Origin of the sequence: Thermococcus sp. 101 C5 (genome assembly GCF_009372125.1) — an archaeon.
GTDB lineage: Archaea > Methanobacteriota_B > Thermococci > Thermococcales > Thermococcaceae > Thermococcus_A > Thermococcus_A bergensis.
Genome location: NZ_WHIZ01000032.1, coordinates 1 through 20,917, shown reverse-complemented (window position 1 = coordinate 20,917; position 20,917 = coordinate 1). Strand labels below are relative to the sequence as shown.

22 protein-coding genes, 1 tRNA gene and 1 pseudogene are annotated in these 20,917 nt (G+C 44.6%); 12 read left to right on the top strand and 12 right to left on the bottom strand.

Annotation, left to right across the window (positions count from 1 at the left end):
- On the bottom strand, positions 1-308 hold a 308-nt coding region (locus GBV73_RS06170), incomplete at its 3' end, for a hypothetical protein (protein ID WP_152878962.1).
- A 61-nt stretch (positions 309-369) separates the two neighbouring features.
- Between GBV73_RS06170 and GBV73_RS06165 the strand changes: the two genes are divergently transcribed.
- Complete coding sequence (locus tag GBV73_RS06165; RefSeq protein ID WP_152880096.1) at positions 370-1,251, top strand: Mrp/NBP35 family ATP-binding protein; 882 nt, start codon at positions 370-372, stop codon at positions 1,249-1,251.
- Between the two features lie 110 nt (positions 1,252-1,361).
- The gene (locus tag GBV73_RS06160) at positions 1,362-2,699 is read left to right on the top strand and encodes a hypothetical protein (protein WP_152880094.1); all 1,338 of its coding nucleotides are present in this window, start codon (positions 1,362-1,364) and stop codon (positions 2,697-2,699) included.
- Between the two features lie 404 nt (positions 2,700-3,103).
- Here GBV73_RS06160 and GBV73_RS06155 read toward each other — a convergent pair whose 3' ends face one another.
- The 3 genes from GBV73_RS06155 to GBV73_RS06145 all read right to left on the bottom strand — a co-directional run bounded on the left by GBV73_RS06155 (position 3,104) and on the right by GBV73_RS06145 (position 4,811).
- Positions 3,104-3,835, bottom strand: a complete 732-nt coding sequence (locus GBV73_RS06155; protein ID WP_152880091.1) for a DUF2110 family protein — start codon at positions 3,833-3,835, stop codon at positions 3,104-3,106.
- A gap of 33 nt (positions 3,836-3,868) precedes the next feature.
- The gene (gene tfe, locus GBV73_RS06150) at positions 3,869-4,399 is read right to left on the bottom strand and encodes a transcription factor E (protein WP_152880089.1); all 531 of its coding nucleotides are present in this window, start codon (positions 4,397-4,399) and stop codon (positions 3,869-3,871) included.
- A gap of 130 nt (positions 4,400-4,529) precedes the next feature.
- On the bottom strand, positions 4,530-4,811 hold the full coding sequence (locus tag GBV73_RS06145) for a hypothetical protein (RefSeq protein WP_004067064.1): 282 nt from the start codon (positions 4,809-4,811) through the stop codon (positions 4,530-4,532).
- A gap of 147 nt (positions 4,812-4,958) precedes the next feature.
- On the opposite strand from GBV73_RS06145, the gene GBV73_RS06140 reads away from it, so the two are divergent.
- Genes GBV73_RS06140 through GBV73_RS06130 form a run of 3 tightly spaced genes read left to right on the top strand, consistent with a single transcriptional unit; the run spans position 4,959 to position 7,535 of the window.
- Complete coding sequence (locus GBV73_RS06140) at positions 4,959-5,927, top strand: ABC transporter ATP-binding protein (protein ID WP_152880087.1); 969 nt, start codon at positions 4,959-4,961, stop codon at positions 5,925-5,927.
- Between the two features lie 32 nt (positions 5,928-5,959).
- Complete coding sequence (locus tag GBV73_RS06135) at positions 5,960-6,727, top strand: ABC transporter permease (RefSeq protein WP_371717038.1); 768 nt, start codon at positions 5,960-5,962, stop codon at positions 6,725-6,727.
- Positions 6,714-7,535, top strand: a complete 822-nt coding sequence (locus GBV73_RS06130) for an ABC transporter permease (RefSeq protein ID WP_152880085.1) — start codon at positions 6,714-6,716, stop codon at positions 7,533-7,535. The genes GBV73_RS06135 and GBV73_RS06130 overlap by 14 nt, the downstream gene beginning before the upstream one ends.
- Here GBV73_RS06130 and GBV73_RS06125 read toward each other — a convergent pair.
- Both GBV73_RS06125 and GBV73_RS06120 read right to left on the bottom strand, forming a co-directional pair.
- Positions 7,532-8,410, bottom strand: a complete 879-nt coding sequence (locus tag GBV73_RS06125) for an ADP-dependent ribose-1-phosphate kinase (RefSeq protein WP_152880098.1) — start codon at positions 8,408-8,410, stop codon at positions 7,532-7,534. The genes GBV73_RS06130 and GBV73_RS06125 overlap by 4 nt on opposite strands.
- 193 nt (positions 8,411-8,603) lie before the next feature.
- Positions 8,604-8,951, bottom strand: coding sequence for a carboxymuconolactone decarboxylase family protein (locus GBV73_RS06120; RefSeq protein WP_198011264.1), 348 nt, complete (start codon positions 8,949-8,951; stop codon positions 8,604-8,606).
- Positions 8,952-9,106: 155 nt separating this feature from the next.
- Here GBV73_RS06120 and GBV73_RS06115 point away from each other — a divergent pair, with 155 nt between their 5' ends.
- From GBV73_RS06115 to GBV73_RS06105, 3 genes and pseudogenes are all read left to right on the top strand, one after another.
- Positions 9,107-10,477: a TldD/PmbA family protein gene (locus tag GBV73_RS06115; RefSeq protein ID WP_152880083.1), complete on the top strand. Its 1,371-nt coding sequence runs from the start codon at positions 9,107-9,109 to the stop codon at positions 10,475-10,477.
- A 5-nt stretch (positions 10,478-10,482) separates the two neighbouring features.
- Positions 10,483-11,802, top strand: a complete 1,320-nt coding sequence (locus GBV73_RS06110; protein ID WP_152880080.1) for a TldD/PmbA family protein — start codon at positions 10,483-10,485, stop codon at positions 11,800-11,802.
- A 51-nt stretch (positions 11,803-11,853) separates the two neighbouring features.
- Positions 11,854-12,918 (top strand): annotated as a pseudogene (locus GBV73_RS06105) (DUF512 domain-containing protein).
- Here GBV73_RS06105 and GBV73_RS06100 read toward each other — a convergent pair.
- Complete coding sequence (locus GBV73_RS06100) at positions 12,913-13,857, bottom strand: ferritin family protein (RefSeq protein WP_152880078.1); 945 nt, start codon at positions 13,855-13,857, stop codon at positions 12,913-12,915. The pseudogene GBV73_RS06105 and the gene GBV73_RS06100 sit on opposite strands and share 6 nt — an antisense overlap.
- Positions 13,858-13,949: 92 nt before the next feature.
- Between GBV73_RS06100 and GBV73_RS06095 the strand changes: the two genes are divergently transcribed.
- Positions 13,950-15,005, top strand: a complete 1,056-nt coding sequence (locus GBV73_RS06095; protein ID WP_152880076.1) for an NOG1 family protein — start codon at positions 13,950-13,952, stop codon at positions 15,003-15,005.
- Here the strand turns inward: GBV73_RS06095 and GBV73_RS06090 are convergent.
- Together GBV73_RS06090 and GBV73_RS06085 are read right to left on the bottom strand one after the other, a co-directional pair.
- Entirely contained in the window at positions 14,968-15,861 is an 894-nt protein-coding gene (locus GBV73_RS06090) for a zinc ribbon domain-containing protein (protein ID WP_152880074.1), read from the bottom strand. The genes GBV73_RS06095 and GBV73_RS06090 overlap by 38 nt on opposite strands.
- Positions 15,862-15,923: 62 nt before the next feature.
- Complete coding sequence (locus GBV73_RS06085) at positions 15,924-16,316, bottom strand: 30S ribosomal protein S8e (RefSeq protein WP_042696762.1); 393 nt, start codon at positions 16,314-16,316, stop codon at positions 15,924-15,926.
- Between the two features lie 105 nt (positions 16,317-16,421).
- Between GBV73_RS06085 and GBV73_RS06080 the strand changes: the two genes are divergently transcribed.
- Positions 16,422-17,303, top strand: a complete 882-nt coding sequence (locus tag GBV73_RS06080; RefSeq protein WP_152880072.1) for a hypothetical protein — start codon at positions 16,422-16,424, stop codon at positions 17,301-17,303.
- Here GBV73_RS06080 and pyrG read toward each other — a convergent pair.
- The 3 genes from pyrG to GBV73_RS06065 all read right to left on the bottom strand — a co-directional run bounded on the left by pyrG (position 17,300) and on the right by GBV73_RS06065 (position 19,709).
- On the bottom strand, positions 17,300-18,895 hold the full coding sequence (gene pyrG, locus GBV73_RS06075) for a glutamine hydrolyzing CTP synthase (RefSeq protein WP_152880070.1): 1,596 nt from the start codon (positions 18,893-18,895) through the stop codon (positions 17,300-17,302). The two genes, GBV73_RS06080 and pyrG, sit on opposite strands and share 4 nt — an antisense overlap.
- A 128-nt stretch (positions 18,896-19,023) precedes the next feature.
- Complete coding sequence (locus GBV73_RS06070; RefSeq protein WP_152880068.1) at positions 19,024-19,416, bottom strand: DUF555 domain-containing protein; 393 nt, start codon at positions 19,414-19,416, stop codon at positions 19,024-19,026.
- Positions 19,417-19,421: 5 nt separating this feature from the next.
- The gene (locus GBV73_RS06065) at positions 19,422-19,709 is read right to left on the bottom strand and encodes a DUF357 domain-containing protein (RefSeq protein ID WP_042696740.1); all 288 of its coding nucleotides are present in this window, start codon (positions 19,707-19,709) and stop codon (positions 19,422-19,424) included.
- A gap of 70 nt (positions 19,710-19,779) precedes the next feature.
- On the opposite strand from GBV73_RS06065, the gene GBV73_RS06060 reads away from it, so the two are divergent.
- Both GBV73_RS06060 and GBV73_RS06055 read left to right on the top strand, forming a co-directional pair.
- Positions 19,780-20,724 (top strand): DNA cytosine methyltransferase, encoded by a 945-nt coding sequence (locus GBV73_RS06060; RefSeq protein ID WP_152880066.1) that lies wholly within the window; start codon positions 19,780-19,782, stop codon positions 20,722-20,724.
- Positions 20,725-20,766: 42 nt separating this feature from the next.
- Positions 20,767-20,843: transfer RNA gene (locus GBV73_RS06055), tRNA-Val, on the top strand.
- The last annotated feature ends 74 nt before the right edge of the window (positions 20,844-20,917 follow it).

The window sequence follows — 20,917 nt, the reverse complement described above, 5'->3', positions numbered from 1 at the left end:
TTCTCCCAGTTGTGGAGGGTTGAGTAGTGAATGTTTGCTCCGAAGAATTTTCTGCCGTAGTGCTGGGCGTCTCTGAGAGGTAGGTTGTAGTATTGTTTAAAGAGGAGTATTGCCAGTATTGTTTTTACTGGAAATTTTTTGGATTTTGGCAGGTTCTTCAGCTTTCCTTCTGATTCGAAGTCTGCTAAAACGTCAAGAATTGCGAATGCCACGCTTTCAGGGTCTTTGAGTCTGTGATCCCATCTGGGGATCACGACAACCACCCGAAAGAATTCAGCAAAAACCCTAATAAAGGTTACTATAAACACGCCCTTTCTGAGCAAAACTTATAAGCATTTTTAGGCTAGCCTAAAGCAGAGGTGATAAATGATGACGATAAAAACTCCACCCAATTTTAACGTGCCCGGGTTAGGTGTTGACCCTCTTACCCAGAGAATAAAGGAAAAAGAAAAGCAGTGGAAATACAAGGTAGCGGTCTTAAGTGGAAAAGGAGGCGTTGGAAAATCCACAGTTGCAGTAAATCTAGCTGTGGCTCTTGCAAAGCAGGGCTATTTCGTGGGAGTCTTGGATGCTGATGTGCACGGCCCAAACGTGGCAAAAATGCTCGGTGTTGAAAAGGCGGAGGTTCTGGCAGAGAAGTTTGAGGACGGACATTTTGAAATGATACCCCCAATGAATGACTTCTCAGGCCAGACAACCCCAATTAAGGTCATGAGCATGGGGCTTATGGTTCCCGAAGACCAGCCAATAATATGGAGGGGCTCTCTAGTTACAAAGGCCATTAAACAACTCCTTGGCGATGTGAAGTGGGGAAGCCTGGACTTTATGATCGTGGACTTTCCTCCGGGAACTGGAGACCAAATCTTAACAGTTGCTCAGACAATTCAACTCGATGCTGCTATAATAGTCACAACTCCCCAGGAAGTGGCGTTGCTTGATACCGGCAAAGCAGTGAACATGATGAAGCAGATGGGTATTCCCTATGTAGCGGTCGTTGAGAACATGAGCTATCTTATATGTCCCCACTGTGGAAACAAAATAGACCTCTTTGGAGAAGGTGGTGGAGAAAAGCTGGCAGAGAAGATGGGAGTTGACTTTCTTGGAAAAGTTCCAATAGATTTGAAGGCAAGAGAGGCAAGTGACAGCGGTATGCCGATAGTTCTCTATGAAGACACTCCAGCTGCAAAGGCCTTTATGGGAATAGCTCAGAAGCTTGTAGCAAAACTGGAAGAGCTAAAGAAAGAAGAGTAAAGCTTAAATTTCCCTCACTCATTATCTACTGATGCGCGGCTGAGATCGGCATGGGCCGAAACCATGATGCCGCGCTGGACCTGGCTACATAATTTTATCCGGTGGGGAAAATGAAGAAGTTTTTAATCATGATGCTCCTCTTTATGGTTCCTCTAGCTTCTGCATCCCAGTTAGAGTTTTATCCAAATGAAAACGCCTTTAAGGAGTTTCTGTCTGATGGGAGAACCTACCACGTGATTTCTGGGGAGAGTGAGTATTCTCAGGCGTGGGGATGGTATGTTGATGAGAAGCTCTCGCGCTTTAAGGAGAGAGGTAATGAAGTTCTAGTTCTTGTTGGGAACGTGTACGACAACCCGGAGATGAAAAAGCTCTGGGGCTTAACGGGATTGCCTCCAGAGGCGTCTTTGCAGCCGTCGGTTATAGTTCTCAACAACTTTGTGTTCTTCACGGGAAATGATGACAATATATATCTCATAGAAAAGGCATTTTCACAACAGTACCGATTTACAGACAGGGAAGAGTATATCTCCCTAGTTTTGGGCGTTATCCTCTCTCTTTTATTTATGTTTTTGTTCTCCAAGCATGGAACCTATACTCACCTGTTCTATATGATGGTGATTTCTATCTTTGCGCTCTGGATTTCAAACTCAATGCCATTTACCATTGACGAGGGCTTCCTCAGGGGTACTTTTCAGAGTGCATTGCTTGGAAATAGGGACTCGTTTCTATCCCTCGCCCTCAACCTCTATTTCCAGCTCTACTCCCCCACAGAAGAAGCCCTTCTTGTTCTCCACCTCTTTGTTCTCTTCCTCACATCCACTCTGATATTTTTTACCGCCCCAAAGCCTTATAGAGAACTCGGCTTTCTAGTTTTTGGATTTATGTTCTCATCCCCCTCTTTCAGAAGTTCTATTACAGATCTTCCAACGAATATATGCGTGTTCCTTCTAGTTCTTGTTGCAGCACTTACGTTAAATGCAAAATTTGCAGAAGAGAGTTCCAAAAGGACTGGGCAGATCGTTCTCCTTTCACTTATCGTTGCAGTGAGTAGCTTGGTGTGGCCTTATCTAATTGTTTTCCCGGTTTTCACGTTTTTTGTTTTCCCAACAAAGTCCATAAGAAACTTAATGTACGTCGGCTTAAGTTTTGCTTTCTTCGTTTTGGGTATAACTGTTTTTTCCATTCCAACTGTATCTTTCTCATTCAATCCGAGCGCTCTTTTTGCATTCTTGAAGGAAGGAATCCTCCAGCTGATTTTAATACTTTATCTACTGTTTAACTTCAGAAGATCTCTGTTAAATATGAGAGGGGGGAAGGCCTTGTTCTTCTGGCTTCTGATTGTCTTCGTTCCATTGTTGGCCTACTCTCCTCAGCTCTTCCCAATGGTTCAATACGTATCATCGGCTCTTGTAGTTAGACTGATATGTGAGCTTACGTTTTTTTCTTGAAAGCTTCGCCCTTTAGGTAGGTAGGGGGTGCAAAACCTGAAAACCTTACCATTAAATGACCGAAATCTTTTTAAACTCAAAAGCGTAATAAAGCCTTGAGAAGGCTACTCAAAAACAACCCGATGAGAAGAGGGTTTCAAACGTGTCCTTCCGCCATCGGGAGGATGACGCTGTTAAGCGTCCTCTAAAAACCCTCCTGAATAATTGGAAACCCCGGGATGGGGTTTGAGCGATAACCCTGAGCCTTCCCGCTCTTGCGGGAGGTAGGGGTAACTGGCCGAAGACCCGGCCAGAGGGGTTGAGAAACCCATTATTAGTGGGTTTTGATGAGACCCCTCAAACCTTCCCGCCCTTGGCGAGGGGTTAACTCGTTGGAACCCTCACTCTTCACGGCAGGGAGGAGGTCAGTCCTCAAACTTAATTGCCCCAAATACTGCGGCCCTAAGGTGGGGCCCTATCTCTTTGATAATTCCGGGGGCTTGCGTGCCCTTCTTAAGAACCAAAAGTGTTTCCATGAGTCCAAGCTCCTCGAGTCTCTTTACATCTCTTGAATGCCCGGTTTTTATTAATGCTTCTTCAACCTTTTCACTTATTGTGCCGGCAACGAATATCTTATCATATCCGTCGGTTGTCCACTGTTTTATTTGCCTCAGCTGTTTTTCACTGAATTTTCCTTCTATCTCCCTTGCCCCAAATTCCACTTTTGTGATTTCCAGCTCAACAGGCAGGTGATCTATCCAGCCGAACTCCCTTATGAGCTGTCTAGCCGGCTTATCTCCAAAGAGGGACTTGAGGTAATAAAGGGGAACCAACACATCCTTTGGAGCCGGCGAGAATATTCCGATGTCAACGTAGACTCCATAACCTACTTTTCCGAGGTCAATGAACCTTCCCCTGTATAGTTCTCCTTCTTTTACGCTGCTTAGCTTATAGGGAACCTCTCCGAACTCCTCTCGTATGAGGTTTGCAGAAACCTCTTCATCTTCTCCTTCTAAGGTTATTTTGACCCACTGTTTTTGAGTAATTCCTATCTTCCATGAAACTTCTAAGTCTCCTATAAGAGATTTAAGCTTTTTATTGAGCTTTTCAAAACCGCTTCTATCCCCATATATCTTCTCGAGAATAACAATCTCCATCTTATCATCCCCGCAGTTCACTAAATTTTAAACTTAAGCCTTTATTCCAAGTTCTTTTTCAAGCTTCTTAATTTTTTCTTGAAGTTCTTTTACTATCTCGTTGTTGTCATACTGCATAAGCATTTCACCGCACAGGGGGCATCTGAACTCATATTCCATCGCTTCATCAAAAGTCAGTCTTGGATGGCCGGGAGTTCCGCAGTGATAGTAGATTTCTTTAGTTTCTTCCTCAAGCATTTCTTTTAGCTTTTTGAGTTCCTGCATTTTTCTGGCTCTAATGAGTTCTGGTAGTCTCTTTGTTTCGAGGCGCCAGTAATAGTAGTACCATCCTGTATCTTTGTCCCTAACCCTCCTGAACTCTGCGAGCTGATTGTCATAGAGAGCGTATAAGATTTTCCGGACAGTATTTACCCTAATTCCAGTCATCTCCGCTATCTCTTCATCGGTTGCCTCCTTTTTCTTTTCGAGAGCCTTGATTACTTCAATCGCTTCTTCCCCACCTATTTCCTCTGCGAATTTCAGGAGCTCTTGGTTTTTTCTTCTGGCCATAAGTAAGACCTCCAAGTCTTTGGATTTTATCTTAAAAATTGATTTTGTGAACGCTGTATGAACCTACTAATTATATATTTGGGCCCCGTAGTATATATAGGTTTTTGTCGAAAAAAGAAGCTTAATGTACAAAAAAGGACTTCAGCTATTCGCTAAAATACTCATCAACAAGCTCCTTTGCAGAGGGCTTATAGAGTTCAAGAATTTGGATGTCTTCTATGACATTCCCTTCTCTAAGCTTCAGCTTAACCTTGCCACCATAAACCTGAAGATCAAGAAGCCCGTATATTGCATCTTCAGCCTCTAGAGGGGTTTTGAACTTCATTATATACTCGCCACTCTCATCTATGAGCTTTACCCAGTATTCGTTTTTCCTCTTAAAAGGCCGGGTAACTTTCGGCTTGAATTTCTCAATTGTTATTTCCAATGAAGCCACCTCCATGATACAGTTGCCCTTTAAGCCTTTTGTAGTCTTTTTTATGGTTTATCTCTGTTACCATTTTTAAGCCTTTGCATGTTAAAAACCACTATCTTTATGTATTCTGATCAGCATGAGTATCTTAGGGGAACAGTTATGTATGCAGTTGAGGTCTTTGATTTGAAGAAGAGGTATCCTAAAAATATTCCTCTCCCGTTAAGAAAGGTAGAATGGGTTGAGGCGGTTAAGGGCATCAGCTTTAAGGTTAAAAAGGGCGAACTTTTTGGCCTTCTTGGGCCCAATGGGGCTGGAAAGACAACTACAATAAAGATGCTGACCACATTGCTTGAGCCTACCGGGGGAGAGGCGAAAATTTTGGGATATGATATAAAGAAAGACGCAAGGGAGATTAGAAAGAGGATAAACCTTGTGGCAGAGGGAGAGAGAACTCTTTACTGGCGTTTGAGTGCGTATGAAAACCTGAAATATTTTGCGAGGATTTATTATGTCCCCAAGAGAGAGGAAAAAGAAAGAATTGAAAGGCTTCTCAAACTGGTTGGACTGTGGGAGAGGAAAGATGATCTGGTCATGAACTACTCGAGGGGGATGAAGCAGAGGCTGGCTATAGCAAAGGCTTTGATAAACGACCCGGAAGTCCTGTTTTTGGATGAACCTACTCTAGGCTTAGATGTGCAGAGCTCTATATTCGTTAGGGAATTTATAAGGAAGCTTGTTGACGAGAAAGGAAAAACCGTCCTCCTAACGACCCACTACATGGTTGAGGCGGAGCAGCTCTGTGATAGGATAGCCATAATAGACCACGGTAAGATTATAGCCCTCGATACTCCGGATGGGCTTAAAAAGCTTGTTAAAGACGAAGATGTCGTGGAGATACGCCTCAAATGGGAGGGCGCTTTTGATAGCTTACCTTGGAGAATGGCAGTTGTGGATGAGGATTCCGAAAGGGGAATTATAACCTTAAGAGGCCAGGTGGATGAAGAAGAGCTTCCCAAGGTGGTCGAATGGCTCGTAAAGAACGGGGCGAAGATAATAAGCGTAGAGCAGAAGGAGCCAACTCTGGAAGACGTTTTTATAAAGCTCACTGGCAGGGGGCTGAGGGATTGATATTGCTTGCTGTAATAGAGAAAGAATTTAGGATGTTTTTCAGGTATCCTTTGAGGGTAATAAGCTCTATTCTCGTTGGTTTAGTTTTTCTTCTTCAGTTCGTCTTCTTCGGACAGGCGGTTCTTGGGGGGAGGTATTCACAGCTTTTGGCGAGTTCTACGGGCATGGGGGACTATCCAACATACGCTTTGATAGGCTACGTCTTGTGGTGGGTTTCAGTTTCACCAATGGAAGCTTACGTATGGGGGGTGAGGAGGGAGCTCCAGAGGGGAACCTTCGAAATGAACATTCTCTCTCCGGCTAGGATTTTAGAGCTCCTCTCCGGATTGGCTGTTAGCTGGCTTTTAATGGATTCTGCCCTCATGGGAATCGTCTTCCTAATTGGCGCCCTGATATTTGATATCCCCCTAACGTTCACGATAATTCTGAAGTCTATTCCAATTATTCTGGCATCTCTCTTAGCTTTTTTAGGATTTGGGTTTATCTTTGCCGGACTTGTGATGCTTCTAAAGAACATAGGGCCTTTTGCTCAGATATTTGAGTTCGGAATGCTCTTTTTCTCCGGCGTCTTCTTTCCCCTTAGTGTGATGCCCAAATGGCTGGTTTCCTTCTCTAAGTTGTTTCCACTTACCCATGCTGCCTCCGCTGTTAGGGCAATCTTCGTTGGAAAAACCTACGCAGAAATACAGGGGGAAATAGTGTGGCTTCTCTTTTTAATTCCCCTTTACTGGGCAGCTGGATATCTAATTTTCAAATGGGCGGAAAAGATAACCCGGGTGGTTGGCTATGGAGGTTACTAACGAGCTCAGAGCGCTTTATGGTGTTGCAGTTAAGAGCTGGAGAATCTTTTTGAGTTACAGGGTGTGGTTTATCAGCGATGTCATGTTTGGATTTTTCTTCGTTGGTCAGGCTCTGCTGATAGGAATGGGCCTCACAGGCGAGAGAAATTCCCCCGCACTTCAGCAGCTTACTGGATACTCAGACTACGTAACTTTTGCAGTCTTGGGATTTATGGTACTGGGCTTTGGCTTGACTTTTCTAAGCGGCTTTGTGTGGAGCGTTGTTGATGAGCTCTACGCCGGCACTCTCGAGTACTCCTTTGCGGCCCCAATAAGGAGGCTGACGTTTTTCCTGGGCAACGTTCTTACCAGAATTTTCTTGTCACTAATCTACATGGCTATATACGTTCCCCTTTTTGTAGTGCTATTTGACATTCAATTCAACCCCTTTAATTTCATTAAAGCCCTTCCAGTGTTGTTTGTGGGTACGGTAGGAATGATAGGGATGGGAATGGCCGCCGCGGGCATTGTTCTTTATTTAAAAGACCCGGGCCCGTTCATAACGATTCTTGAAATGCTGGTCTTTGCGTTAAGCGGTGCTATGTATCCAATTTCAATCCTGCCCAAGGGACTCCAGATAATGGCGAAAATCCTCCCCTATGCCCCAACCAGTGAAGCCGTAAGAAAAGTTGTTGCCTACGGCTACGAAAAAGCCGTGGGAGAGATTTCCTATCTTGTGGGTCTCTCTTTAATCTATGCCATTTTGGGATATTTGGGATACAAATGGAGTGAAAAGCAGGCAAGAACAGTTGGCTTGAAGAGCTACTAAAAGGGCAGTCCTAGGTTCAGCTCTTTTGATATTTTTTTAATTTCCTCCAATGGGATAATTGCGCTTCTAGCGCCAACTTTCTGCACCGTTAGATATGCAAGTAAAGTTCCGAGCTTTGCTGCATCTTCAAGTTTCCACCCTTTGAGAACTCCATAGACGAATCCAGCATCAAAGGCATCCCCGGCTCCGGTAGAATCTACTACCTCGGCACTTAAGCCTCTAACTTCAAAGACATCTCCATTCTCGTCTCTAATCATTGCTCCACCGCCGTTTAATGTTATGATAACGTTTTTGGCTTTGACATCATGAACCCTATCCAGGCTTCCATATTTTCGTTTGAACTCGTCCTCGTTCATCAGCAGGTAGGTTATTTTGTCCTCGACAGATTCTGGAACTTCTGCCTCACCTATGTCCAGCGAAATGGAAATTCCTTTCTCGAAGGCAAAGTTAGCAGTCTTTTCAATGAGCTCTTTTGGATTTGATGACATGTGGATGTGTCGGGCTTTTGAAAGGTACTCAAAATCGACATCTCTGTATGCGTTAGCGCCGAGGTGCTTTACTATCCTCTTGTCTTCTCCTTTTATCAGGGAGATGGCTATTCCAGAGTGCTCATTGACAACTTTAATACCTCCTACATCCACACCGATTTTCTTAAAGTAGTTTATGTGTGCCTCTCCAATCTCATCGTTACCGACTGCGCCGATGAAGCCCACCTTAACTCCCATATGGGCTAACCAAGAAGCGGTATTGCCTGCAGCACCACCCAATCCAAAGTGGGCACTCTTGGCGATTATCTTCTCATGAAACTCGGGAAACCTATCTAAAAGGAGAGTTATATCGTAGTTGAGGTTGCCTATTGCAACTACGTCAAACATTTTCCCACCTCCAATTCTCTTCATTGTACTTTCACTTTATTTCGCAAAATTTATACCTTTTTCTTTTTCTTCATAGAATTCGTGATAACAATATGAAATGCCAGTCTGAGTTCACAATACTTCCCCACGCCACCCAGAAGGGAAAATGGAGAATAAGCGGCGCGAAAAGATTTTTTGAACTTATTTGAGGAGTTCATTCCTTGAGGAATTCTTTTGCTATTTCATATGCCTTTACAGCGTACATTAAGGCAGGTCCCCCACCCATTACTACAGCAACTTTCAGTGTGTCGAGAATTTCTTCTTTAGTTGCCCCAGCATTGATAGCGGCTTCACAGTGCCAGAGAATACAGGGCTCGCAGCGTATGACCACCGCTATAGCTAAAGAAATGAGTTCTTTTGTTTTTGTGTCGAGAGCATTTGGGCTCTCGGCAGTGTGGACGTATTCAATAAACTTGGAGAGTTCTGGAGCAGATTCGACGAGTTCACCAGTCTTTCTTTTTACGTTTTCCAAAGTCGATTTCCAATTTTTCTCAGCAGCCACGAGTTACCACCATCAGTATTTACAATTTTTGTAATATTTAAATTTTGCTTCATCCGTGCCCACATATGTACACTCTGACTCAAGATAATGCTTTTATACGATGGTAACATTAATTTAGATGACTGTCTAAGCCTTTAGATTGTGGGTGATATGCAATGGAAGATAGATTAGAAAAAGCCCTTAACTGGGCCCTTGAAAACTTCAAAGCGGACTACATAGAGATTCGCTATGAAAACATCAGCAAGAACACTCTGGAGCTCAAGGATGGAACTTTTACGACTTTTGCGGACAAGGGGCAGATGGGAGTTGCCATCAGGGTTCTTGCAGATGGAGCTTGGGGATTTTCCTCAACAAACAGACTTGAAAACCTTGAAAAAGCCATAGAAAGTGCATACAGACTTGCAAAGGCAACGGCAAAGGCTAAAAAGGAGAAAATCCAGCTTGCGGAGATAAAGACATATCAGGACTTCGTGAAAAGCAAGATGAAAATAAAGCCCAAAGAAGTTCCAATAGAGGAAAAGGTAGAGAGATTAATGGATCTGGAGTCTCTTCTCAAAGAGGACGGGGCTATAAAGTCAACGTGGCTTCGCTACGAAGATGCAAGCGGGGAAAAGATTCTCATAACAAACGAGGGCACAAAAATAAAGTGGGATTTGAACTACGTATGGCAGTACGTCTGGGCAACTGGCAAAGAAGGGGAAAAGCTTGCCGCTGCAAGAGATGAGGTTGGGGCAGTTGACTATGGCTGGGAGCTGTTTAAGGAGAAGGAGCCAAACGAGGAAGTAGCAAAGAGAGTTATCAGAAAAGTTCATGCCCAGCTGGAGGGTGTTGCACCAAAGCGTGGAGAGTTCCCAATAGTTGCTGGCCCGATAGTGGTGGGACTTATAGCTCACGAAGCCCTCGGACACCTTGCGGAGGCGGATTTGACGATAAACTCGCCCTTCAAAGATTTGATTGGAAAACAGATTGCTCCCGAATACGTTACAATGAGCGAGCGCATAGTGGAGGGCGGTTTTGGAAACGACCGCTATGACGACGAAGGCGTTCCAGTCAAAGACATTCACATAATTGAAAACGGAGTCTTGAAGGAGATAATGCTCAACAGGGAATATGCCCACAAGTGGAACATGGAGCCAAACGGCCACGCGAGGGCTGAAAACTACACCTATCCACCGATAATAAGAATGCGCAACACAATCTTTGAGCCGGGAGATTGGAATTTCGAGGAGATGATAGAGGACATCAAGTTTGGCTATTATGTAGTTGATTTCAGAGGAGGTCAGGCACAGCTCAACTCAGCTTTCCAGGTGGGAGTTCAAGAAGGGTACATGATAGAGAACGGTGAAATAACGAAGCCCATAAGAGACACTTCCATAAGTGGAATTGCCATCGAAGCCTTGAAGAAGATAAGTGCCGTAGGAAATGACTTTGGTCTCGAAATGGGGAGATGTGGAAAAGGGCAAACTGCTTTTGTTAGCTCTGGTGGTCCGCACATGCGCTTTGACGGAGGAATAATAATCGGGTGATAAAGATGGAAGAGCTTATCCGTTTTGGGGAAAAATTCTTTGACGAGCTCGAAATTGCCACTTACAAGAGCAGAGATGCGAGCGTTAACATTGAGCTCAACGAAGTTTCTACCTCCGCTCTAAGGGAGAGAGTTGTTACCGTTGTTAGGGGTGTTAAGGACAAGAGACTTGGAGTTGCAATAGTCGATAGCGGAGATAAAGAGAAAATCAAAGAAGCCATAGAGAGGGCATACAAGCTTGCAAAGCTCAACAAGCCCGATGAGAAGTGGGTCTCATTTCCCGAGCCCGGAAAATACAGAGAGCCGAGAAAAGTTGATAAAGAACTTAAAGAAGTTTCTCCAGACTACTTCGTAGAGCTCGCGAGAGAAGGCATTGGAATGGCATCGGAAGAGGGAATTATCGTTGCAGGTGGCGGTGGAGGAGCAGAGTGGGGAGAAAGCCTGATAGTGAATTCTCACGGCGTTAACGTATCTCAGGAAGGAGGAGGAGCGTTCTTCTACATCGAGCTCGTTGGGATGAAGGAAGGAAAAGTAACCCCCGGCATTTTTGACTTCGATGCAAAGCTTTCCCTCAAGCTTGATGTAGAAAGCGTTGTTAAAAACGCCCTGCAAAAAGTTAAGTGGGCATTTAAAACCGAAAAAAGCAAGACAGAGGAGGCGAAAGTAGTAATTGAACCATGGGCAGTTTCGAGCCTCTTATCCTATGCGCTCTTCCCGGCATTCAGCGGAGAGAGACTTGTTAAGGGCACAACACCTCTGGCCAACAAAATAGGGGAAAGCATCTCAAACGAGCTACTCACGATATACGACGATCCCCTCCATGAGCTCAGCATAAACCCGGTTATAGCGGACGATGAAGGCGTTCCAACGAGAAGAAATGTAATAGTGGAGAAAGGAGTTTTTAAAGGCTTTGTATGGGACAACTACTGGGCAAAAATCCACGGGGTTGAAAGCACAGGAAATGGAAAGCGGAACCTTTCTACCGGGGGCATAAGCATAGGGTTCCACAACGTTGTAATCGAAGGGGGTAAGAAGAGCCTTGAGGAGATTATCGGAGAGATAGAGCACGGCTACCTTGTGAGCGGTTTCCAGGGGGCTCACTCAAGCAACCCGGACAATGGAAACTTCGCAGTTGTGGCTAATCCGGCTTTCCTGATTGAAAACGGGGAGGTAAAAGGCTCTGCAGTGTTCATGATGAGCGGCAACGTTTACGAGCTGTTGCCGAACCTCTACGCGGTAAGCAGGGAGCAAAAGGTATTGCCCTTCGGAGGCAGCATGGTAGTGCCATCAATGGCCTTTGAGAACGTTAGAATAGCGGGAAAGTAGGATAATTTATCCACCTAATCCTTTTTAAACTCTCTTTTTGATTTTCCCCACATGTATGAGCTGACGGAGGATTACAAGCTCAGAAAGATTACCAAATACGAACTCGACATGGTAGATGAGAGAGACGACCTGCTCATAATTCCCCCATCTTCTAAGGCCGGTCCATGCGGCAATGATTGCGTTTTCTGCTACCTTATGTAGAATCCTCCGCAAATGATATACAGAGTTTCCAAACACGACACCCTCAACGACCCGGAGCTTGAAGATAGAATAGCCTATGCAAGAAAGCACTACGACCTGTGGATACGGGTCACAGATACGAGTGCAAACGTCCGATTTGACGAAAAGAGAATTGAAAGCCTCTACTCAGCTGGGCTTGATGAGATTCAAATCTCCCTTCACACAACGAAGAAGGACGTGAGGATTAAGCTTATGAAGAACAAAAACGCGGGGAGGGTCATTGACCTTTTGCCAAAGGTCGTGGAGAAGTTTAGGGTAATAGCAGATATAATACTGACTCCGGACTATAATGTTTCTGATATAGGGGAAATTTTGGAGGATCTGGACAGCTTTGGTGTTCATGAGGTTAGACTCTTCCCAATTGGGGTTACAAAGCACTCAAGAACGCGGGCTTTAACGAGAGAGGAGCTTCTATTTGTTAAAAACGTCGCCCTTGAGAAGCAGAAAGAGCTGAGCCTGAAGGTGGTCATTCCACCGATATTCCAGGCTCTGCTTGGCGAGTTCAAAATCCCACTGGAGCCCTTTGACATTGAGCCATCTTTACCAACTTACATTCTCACCGGGGAGCTCGCTTATCCAGAGATAAAACGCCTCTTTCCAAAAATTAATGTAATCATGGTCAAGAACGAGTTCTTTGGGGGAAACATAGGCACTGCTGGTTTGCTGACAGCTCAGGATGTCCTTAGAGAAGTTGAGAAGCTCCCAGAAGTTGATTTAGGGCTGCTTCTCCTCCCGGAGGTCATGTTCTATGGGGACTCAACTTTAGACGGCTGGAAAAGGGAAGAGCTCTTCAACAAAATTTTGGTGGAAAAGGGCTACATGGTCGAAACAGCCCTAGAACCCCAGGAGATTCCCAAAATAATTGAAAGGCTATGAAATGTAGTTGAACTCGGATTCCAGTATTTTCCATTCTTTATCTTCAAATGCTCCTCTGCTCCCAGATAGAACGAGGTAGCATCTGTTTAACACTGCTTCATCTTTGAGCTTCGATAAGTTTGTGTAGAACTCTTCAAAGTCATCTGCCGCTATTCTGAGTATTTCTAGATTTTCAATTAAAATCGCGAGATTTTTCTCTTTTGGAATATCTTCAAGGGAGTTCAGCAATGCCCGCGGGGAGATGCATCCATGACACGTTTTGGACGTTACCCAGAAAGCGGATACTTCCATTTTCATCCACTTTTTGACTTCCTCCGGGGGATCCCTTGAAAAAATAATCCCCTTTCTGCCGTCTAAAACTTCCATAAAGAAGTATCTAGCTTTTGTTTTGTCATCGAAGAGATATCCTCCCGGAGAGAAATCCTTAAACTCAAAATTTTGCTGATGAATGGTAACAAAAAGCTCGTAGGCTTTCTTGATTCTTTCATAGTGCTCTTCTTCAAAAGTCGCCAGCTGCAGGGCAAGGGCTTTAACGTCCCCATCTTCCGCCTTTTGAGCGAGCAGCTCATAGGCTTTCTTCGCAAAGAGCTCACTTTCCATGCAGTACTCAAGAGCTTTCAGGTAATCATCTACAGTTTCAAATTTAGGGTAGAATGGAAGTACTTCAACAGGAGGGGCTTCCACTTTAACTGGCTCTTCACCGGGATAAAGCTTTTTAAAAAGATTGTAAAGCTTGTTTCTGTGTTCTTCACTCTCTTCGCTCATCTGAATGAATAAAATCCTAATACTCTCTCTTTTGGCCTTTTTAGAAAGCTCAGCATAATATTTAGCTTCTTCCTCTTCGTTGAAAATAGCGTAGCTTAGAATCTCCTTTGGAGATTTGTTTTTAAGTGAATCGATGACCTTTCCCAGATATTCATCAGAGAACTCTTTGTTCATTATATCCCTCCAAAGACAACATTAGATCAACATCTTTAAAAACCTACTGGGAAAGTCACTAAAGGCGAGAAAAATAGAAAGGGTGAGAGAAGATGAAAAATCCATTTGAAAAGATGCCGACAATACTTCTTGCGGATGAGATCATTGACAAGGCTTTTAGGCGAGCTGAAAAAGCTGCCTCTGCCTTTAATCCGAGAGGGAGCGAGGTTAGTAAAGCGAGGCAGAGAGAGGAGCTTAGAGTTAGGACGGTTTCAAACGTTATCAGGGACAACTTGAAGAAGATTCTCGACAGGACTCCGGGAGCTTCAACCTTGCCTCCTTTCTACCAGGAACTCCTAGATACGCTCGTTGATAGGAGGACGTTCCATAAGGCTCTGGCTTCAATAAACTGGGGGATAAAGACCGTAAGAACACTTGAAGAGAGGTACGTGGAAAAAATCAGGTATTCGAGGGATCCAGAGGAGATTGCACGACTTAGGAGAGAATTTTATGGAAGAGTTGCGAGCGTTATAAAGGACATAGCCGACAATCTCGAGTACCTGAACAAAGCGAGGGATGTTCTCAAAGATATGCCCGTAATTGACCTCAGCCTTCCCACTATCGTGATAGCCGGTCATCCAAACGTTGGAAAGTCCACACTGCTGAGGAAACTCACGAATGCCAAGCCAGAAGTTGCGAGCTATCCTTTCACTACGAAAGGGATAAACGTGGGTCAATTTGAGGAGCACTGGATGAAGTACCAGGTTATAGACACACCTGGTCTCCTAGATAGACCATTAAGCGAGAGAAATGAAATCGAAAAACAGGCAATCTTAGCATTGAAGCACCTTGGCAAGCTGATAATTTACATCTTTGATCCGAGCGAATACTGTGGCTTCCCAGTAGAGGAGCAGATGCACCTTTTTGAGGAAATCTATAAGGAATTTGGAGAGTTCCCGTTCATAGTCGTGCTTAACAAGATAGACATTGCTGATGAAGAAAAGATAAAGAAGATCGAAGAATTCCTCAGGGCTAAGGGGATTGAACCATTGAAAATCTCTGCCGAGAAGGGAATTGGAATAGAAAAGCTAAAAGAAAGAGTTATAGAAATATTAAAGCCGGATATGGAAGCTATTGCCCGCAGTACGGGCAAAATTGAAGGTGAATAGGCTTTAGAGCTCCGCAGTGCTCACACTTTTCTTTTAGCTTTGCTCCACAGTTGGGGCAGTGCAGGTAATCATCCTTTACTGGAAAGCCGCAGCTGTAGCATTTGTTTTGGGCAATTCTTCTTTTATAAACCCTTTCAGGTTTGAAGTATTCCTTTCTCACATAATAGAGGGCTAAAAGAGTCGCAAGTGCTCCAAAAAGACTCAGGCCTATGAGGTGGATGGTGTCCCATATTGCAGAGAGCAGAAGGTAGATCAGCAACAGCGAAGAGTACGCTATTAGAGAGGAAGTGTAGATGTTTTTGTACCTCCGGAGGAGCAAAAGTGATACGACAAAAACTGGTAGGACAAATAAGAGCTTTAGAGCCAGAACCTTAAGCTTGTAGGCGTTGTAGGCCTTTGTGTATTCTTCATTTGCCTTCTGCATGAGCTCCTGGATTTTTGAGTTGAGCTCTTCAAGTTTTTCATGCGTCTGTTCATAGGCGCTTTTTGCTCCGAGATACTGGAAGTAGGATTTCTCATACTCTTCTTTGGCTTTCAGGTATTCCCTCTTCAGTTCTTCTGTTGCGTTTCCGCTCTCAAGTGCAACTCTGTATTCCTCTCTTTTGAAGAGGTAAACTCTCTCAGCCTCGGTTAGATTGCTCTCTGCCTTTTGATATACCTCGAATAATTGCCTTTCAAGTTCCATCAGGCGGCTTTGGTTCTCAAGAAGGGGTCTTATCCCATATTTTTCTTGGTAATATTCATAATCCGGTCTTTGGGGAACATTCTCAAGTTCCCTGAGAACGTTTATGCTCGCCAGAAGGAGAAAAGCAACAAATAAACTTGCAAGTATCTTTTCAATACGTGAATATTCCATTACTTACACCAGAATGAAATAGGAGACTAAAGTATATAAAAGTTCGCAGAAAAGGGAAGAATTCAGGCATTTTCTTCCTTAATAAGAACTGCGTTTACAACGCCATCTTGTCCTGGTCTTGAAGTAACGATTGCCTTTCCAATCTCTGTCTGGATTATTGCACCCTTTGTGATGATGTTCCTTCTTATGTATTGCCTGTTAGCTGGGTTCTCAACTACGCTGATTATCTTTACCTTTTTACCCTTTCCGTTTTCGAAAACGTTTGCGTAGAGTGCCTTTACGAGCCTGACCTTCCTGTTGCCACCGTATGTTCTGATTATCTTCCTTTCCTCGTTGTCCTCAACTACTCTTGTAAATGCTGGCTCTCTTCCGAGCTCCCTTTTTCTCTTCTTTCTTGCGAATATGATTCTTCCACCTGAAGGCTTTTTGAGTGATCTTCCCTGCCAGATAGCCATAACTCTCACCTCATGATGATCTTAACCCTATGGGCATTTTAGAGATTTACTTATAAATCTTTTCCCGCCCAAACCCTTAAAACTATGCCCTCCTTATTTCCATTGGTGATGATAATGGGGGCTGTAGATGCTTTTGCCAGAACTATTGTAACTATCACAAGAAATCCCAAACTTTTGCTAATCCCTTTGGTGATCTCGATTATCCTAAGCCCAATTTCTGCTTATCTTGTCAACGAGATGCCGATGTTTGAGGGAATTCCTGAACTTCAAGAAGGGGATAATGAGAGCATTATCTTCGAAGAGCATGGTGCATTTTCCGAAGAGATGCTTAATGAACTTGCAGACTTTTTCAAGCTTTTAATGGTCTTCATGGTTGTCTCTCTCCTCCTCCAAGCTCTGAGTGAATATGCGGTTATAAAAGGTGCATTAATAGCAGAAGAAGGGAGAGAATATTCGCTCGTTGATCTAATATACGAGGGAATAATGCATGTTTTTCATGTGTTTTTGGTGGTTTTAATTGTAGGGATTGTGAGCTTTGCAATAATCTTAGTCCCAATCTTTGTCTTTGGACTTTTGTTCCTCGTTTCTGGGGGGAACCCTGCATTTGTCTTGCTGATATTCTTAGTTGAACTCCCCCTTGCCCTGCTCGTCGTAGGGGCGGGTTCAATGGCTGTGCCTATCTATGTGCTAAACAACTCCATTGTGGCCTCTCTGAGATGCTTCTCACTGGCTTTCAAAAACAAACTCTCCACAGTGGCTTTTGGGGCATTGCTTACCCTGTCAATATTCTTCCTCCTAGCAGTTCCGGCATCTTTCGTCGGTCTGCTGTTTTTAGGGAGAACTGACTTTATGGCAAATTTAATAGCCAATCTCCTGCAAGCACCGTTTCAAGCATTAATTCAGACTTTAACGGCCGTTGGGGGATTGATGCTCTATTTAGAGCTTTCAAAGAAGGAAAAAGAAGAACTATTAGAGCTTGAATTTTAGCCTTTCATTTCTTTCGCTGCTTTTACCAATCCCCTGAATACAGGTGCTGGGTTCATTGGCCTTGACTTAAACTCTGGATGGAACTGGGTTGCCACGAAGTAGCGTTTGTCTGGAAGCTCAAGGATTTCCATTCTTCTTTCGTCGTCTCCCGCTATCCCACTGAACACAAGGCCCGCCTTTTCAAACTGTTCCACGTATTCTGGGTTTACCTCCCAGCGGTGCCTGTGGCGTTCATATATGAGCTCCTTACCATAGAGCCTGTGGGCAAGGGTGCCCTCTTTTATTTTAATTGGATACGCTCCAAGCCTCATGGTGCCACCGAGCTTGTCAAGCCCCCTTTGCTCCGGCATGAGGTCAACAACTGGATACGGCGTTTGTGGGTCTATCTCGGTTGAGTTTGCCCCTTCGAGGCCAAGTACGTGTCTTGCAAACTCCACAACGGTTAGCTGGAATCCAAAGCAGATGCCAAGGAAGGGGATGTCGTTTTCTCTCGCATACTGGATGGCCATGATCTTGCCCTCGCTGCCCCTTGCACCAAATCCGCCGGGCACTATTATACCGTGAACCCCTTCAAGGAGCTTAAAGCCTTCTTTTTCCAGGTCTTCAGCTTCAACCCATCTTATCTTCACCTTGACGTCGTTGGCAACGCTTGAGTGCTTCAGTGCTTCCTTTATGCTGAGATATGAGTCGGCAAGCTTGACGTACTTCCCTACAATGGCTATCTCCACCTCATCCTTCAGGCTCTTGTACTTTCTGACCATCTCTTCCCAGGTCTTCAGTTCAGGTTCTCTCTCTTCAAGTCCGAGCCTTTTAGTTAAGTATTTACCGAGCCCTTCCCTCTCAAGGAGGAGCGGGACTTCATAGGTGTCTTCAACGTCGTAGGCACTTATCACTGCCTCTTCTGGCACGTTTGTGAAGAGGCTTATCTTTTTTCTGGCCTCCTCTTCCAAGGGGTCTTCACTCCTCGCCACTATTGCGTCAGGCAGAATTCCCAGTGAGCGCAGCTCCTTAACGCTGTGCTGTGTTGGCTTGGTTTTTTGCTCTCCAACGACTTTGAGCTTTGGAACGTAGGTCACGTGGACAAAGGCGACGTTTTCTCTCCCTTCTTCGATCTGCATCTGACGGGCTGCCTCAAGGAATGGCATGCTCTCTATGTCACCAACTGTACCACCTATTTCAACGACAACAACATCATACTCCCTGGCTATTCTCCTTATGCGCTCCTTTATCTCGTTGGTGATGTGGGGTATAACCTGCACGGTTGCACCTAAGTAGTCGCCCCTTCTTTCTTTCTCTATAACTGCAGAATACACCTTTCCGGTTGTTATATTGTGGTCAAACGTCAGGTTTGTGTCCAAAAAGCGCTCGTAGTTTCCAAGGTCGAGGTCAACTTCTCCTCCATCATCGAGTACGAAAACCTCTCCATGTTGATAGGGACTCATTGTTCCGGCATCGTAGTTGATGTACGGGTCTATTTTGATGTTTGTGGTCTTGAATCCCCGTGCCTTCATGAGCATGCCCAGTGAAGCGCTCGTTATTCCTTTTCCAAGTCCGCTCACAACTCCACCGGTTACAAAGATGAACTTTGCCATGTCAAAACCTCCAAAAGTTATGTTGTCCTTTGCAGCAAGGAAGCTTAAAAGCTTTGTTTAGAAAAATCTAAAAACGATAAACTCCAAATTATAACTCCCAGCGAAAAATGAGAAAAAAGCTACGGAAATTAAATGCCGTTGTTATCGTTAATCTCTATTCCCTCTTCCTCTTTTCCGTTGTGGAGCTCTTTAATTTCAAAAACTTTCAAAGGCACTTTTTTCAGGGCTTTTCCAACAACCGCTTTGGCTATCCTCTCCGCGTGCTCGAGGCTTTGAGCATTGAACACCTTAAGCGTTAGGTAAATTCCAACCAGACCAACATTCCCGATAACAAACGCACTCTCAAATGGGGACCCACAAACAGGGCATTGGGAATAACCGATTTCAACCCTCACAAAGTCGAGTTTCTCCTTGTTTAGTGCCTTTGCCACCTTTGATACGGCAACGTTTATCGCATCTTCGGCACTTTCAACATCTCTCACTATTATTGGAGCTTCAAGGACGACTATATAATCTCCCATCTTCCTCACCCGAATGCAAATAGTCTGTCATCTTCACCTTTAAACACTCCAAGTCTTACCCCTGCGTCAATAAAGCCATGGGCGTAGTTCAAAGCGGCAAATGCTGTGACGTAGTCCCCTTTCTTGTAGTAGTATTCAGCGTCGCTATAGTAGCTTTTTGCCATGGTTAAAAAGTCTTGCGCTACAGAGAAGAGGAGGCTTTTTTCATGGACTGCTATCTCAAGCTTCTCAAGGGCTCTCCTTGTAATTTCAAAATACTTTTTAAGTTTCTCTTCGGTGATCTCTCGCTCCACCTGTCTCGCCCCTTTTGAGTATTTTGAAAACCTTATAAAGCTTAGTTTTTATACCCTTTTCGGTGGATGGATGAAGGTAATAGACCTCTTCGCAGGTGCGGGGGGATTCAGCAGAGGGTTTAAAGAAGAGGGATTTGAAATAGTCGCCGCTGTAGAGAACTTTCCTCCAAAAGCAAAGACCTATCAGGTCAATTTTCCCGAAACGATTGTCTTTGTGGAGGACATCAAGAAGCTTGATGCGGAGAAGCTCAAAAAGGAGATTGGAGAGGTTGAAGTAATTATAGGCGGTCCTCCGTGTGAGCCCTTTACCGCAATAAACCTGAAGAGGAAGGAGGACCCCCTTGACAGGCTTTACAATGATCCAATTGGCAGACTGGTTCTCCATTTTATCAGATTTTTGAAGGCTTTTAGGCCAGCAATTTTCGTTATGGAAGAGGTTCCTCAGGTCATGGAAGGCCCTCTGAAAGAAGCCCTCCAGAAAGAGTTCAAAAAAGCCGGCTATGAGGTTTACTTTAATATCCTAGACGCTTATGATTATGGAACGCCACAGATAAGGAAGAGGGTATTTGTGTCAAACATTCCCCTAAATCCGCCGAAAGTTAAGGAGAAGCTCACCGTGTGGGATGCAATAGGCGATCTTCCTGATCCACTATTCTCTGAAGAAGAAATCCCAAACCACGAGTACGTTCCCCTCTCTGCTAAGAAGAGGAGGGCAATTGCAGGGCTTGAATGGGGGGAAGCACTGCACTCCTTTGGAGGCAGGTTTAAGAACTGGATAAGACTACACCCTTACAAGCCCGCCCCAACTGTTAGGGGGACGAGCAGGTTTATCCATCCGTTTGAGGACAGGCTCTTGACGGTTAGGGAGCAGGCAAGGCTTATGGGCTATCCAGACTATCATATCTTCCTTGGGGGGAGAAACGTGCAGTATGACAGCGTTGGGGAGTCTGTCCCACCGACGGTTGCAAGGGCTATAGCGGAAGTTGTTAAGGAGATGCTCAAGAAAAACCTATGAGCGAAAGATTTATATTTGGAGTTCAACTTTAATGGTTTGGGCGGGCCCGTGGTCTAGCTGGTTATGACGCCACCCTTACGAGGTGGAGGTCCGGGGTTCGAATCCCCGCGGGCCCACCATAACAGCCCTTACCTGCGTAAGCGCTGGCGGAATGTTGAGTGCTTTTCTAAGGATTTACAATAAATGAACGGGG

Bases quoted from the DNA above. Each gene is read 5' to 3' on its own strand.
- GBV73_RS06165 (WP_152880096.1), top strand. From the start codon at position 370: ATGACGATAAAAACTCCACCCAATTTTAACGTGCCCGGGTTAGGTGTT.
- GBV73_RS06160 (WP_152880094.1), top strand. From the start codon at position 1,362: ATGAAGAAGTTTTTAATCATGATGCTCCTCTTTATGGTTCCTCTAGCT.
- GBV73_RS06155 (WP_152880091.1), bottom strand. From the start codon at position 3,835: ATGGAGATTGTTATTCTCGAGAAGATATATGGGGATAGAAGCGGTTTT.
- GBV73_RS06140 (WP_152880087.1), top strand. From the start codon at position 4,959: ATGTATGCAGTTGAGGTCTTTGATTTGAAGAAGAGGTATCCTAAAAAT.
- GBV73_RS06135 (WP_371717038.1), top strand. From the start codon at position 5,960: ATGTTTTTCAGGTATCCTTTGAGGGTAATAAGCTCTATTCTCGTTGGT.
- GBV73_RS06130 (WP_152880085.1), top strand. From the start codon at position 6,714: ATGGAGGTTACTAACGAGCTCAGAGCGCTTTATGGTGTTGCAGTTAAG.
- GBV73_RS06125 (WP_152880098.1), bottom strand. From the start codon at position 8,410: ATGTTTGACGTAGTTGCAATAGGCAACCTCAACTACGATATAACTCTC.
- GBV73_RS06115 (WP_152880083.1), top strand. From the start codon at position 9,107: ATGGAAGATAGATTAGAAAAAGCCCTTAACTGGGCCCTTGAAAACTTC.
- GBV73_RS06110 (WP_152880080.1), top strand. From the start codon at position 10,483: ATGGAAGAGCTTATCCGTTTTGGGGAAAAATTCTTTGACGAGCTCGAA.
- GBV73_RS06100 (WP_152880078.1), bottom strand. From the start codon at position 13,857: ATGAACAAAGAGTTCTCTGATGAATATCTGGGAAAGGTCATCGATTCA.
- GBV73_RS06095 (WP_152880076.1), top strand. From the start codon at position 13,950: ATGAAAAATCCATTTGAAAAGATGCCGACAATACTTCTTGCGGATGAG.
- GBV73_RS06090 (WP_152880074.1), bottom strand. From the start codon at position 15,861: ATGGAATATTCACGTATTGAAAAGATACTTGCAAGTTTATTTGTTGCT.
- GBV73_RS06085 (WP_042696762.1), bottom strand. From the start codon at position 16,316: ATGGCTATCTGGCAGGGAAGATCACTCAAAAAGCCTTCAGGTGGAAGA.
- pyrG (WP_152880070.1), bottom strand. From the start codon at position 18,895: ATGGCAAAGTTCATCTTTGTAACCGGTGGAGTTGTGAGCGGACTTGGA.
- GBV73_RS06070 (WP_152880068.1), bottom strand. From the start codon at position 19,416: ATGGGAGATTATATAGTCGTCCTTGAAGCTCCAATAATAGTGAGAGAT.
- GBV73_RS06060 (WP_152880066.1), top strand. From the start codon at position 19,780: ATGAAGGTAATAGACCTCTTCGCAGGTGCGGGGGGATTCAGCAGAGGG.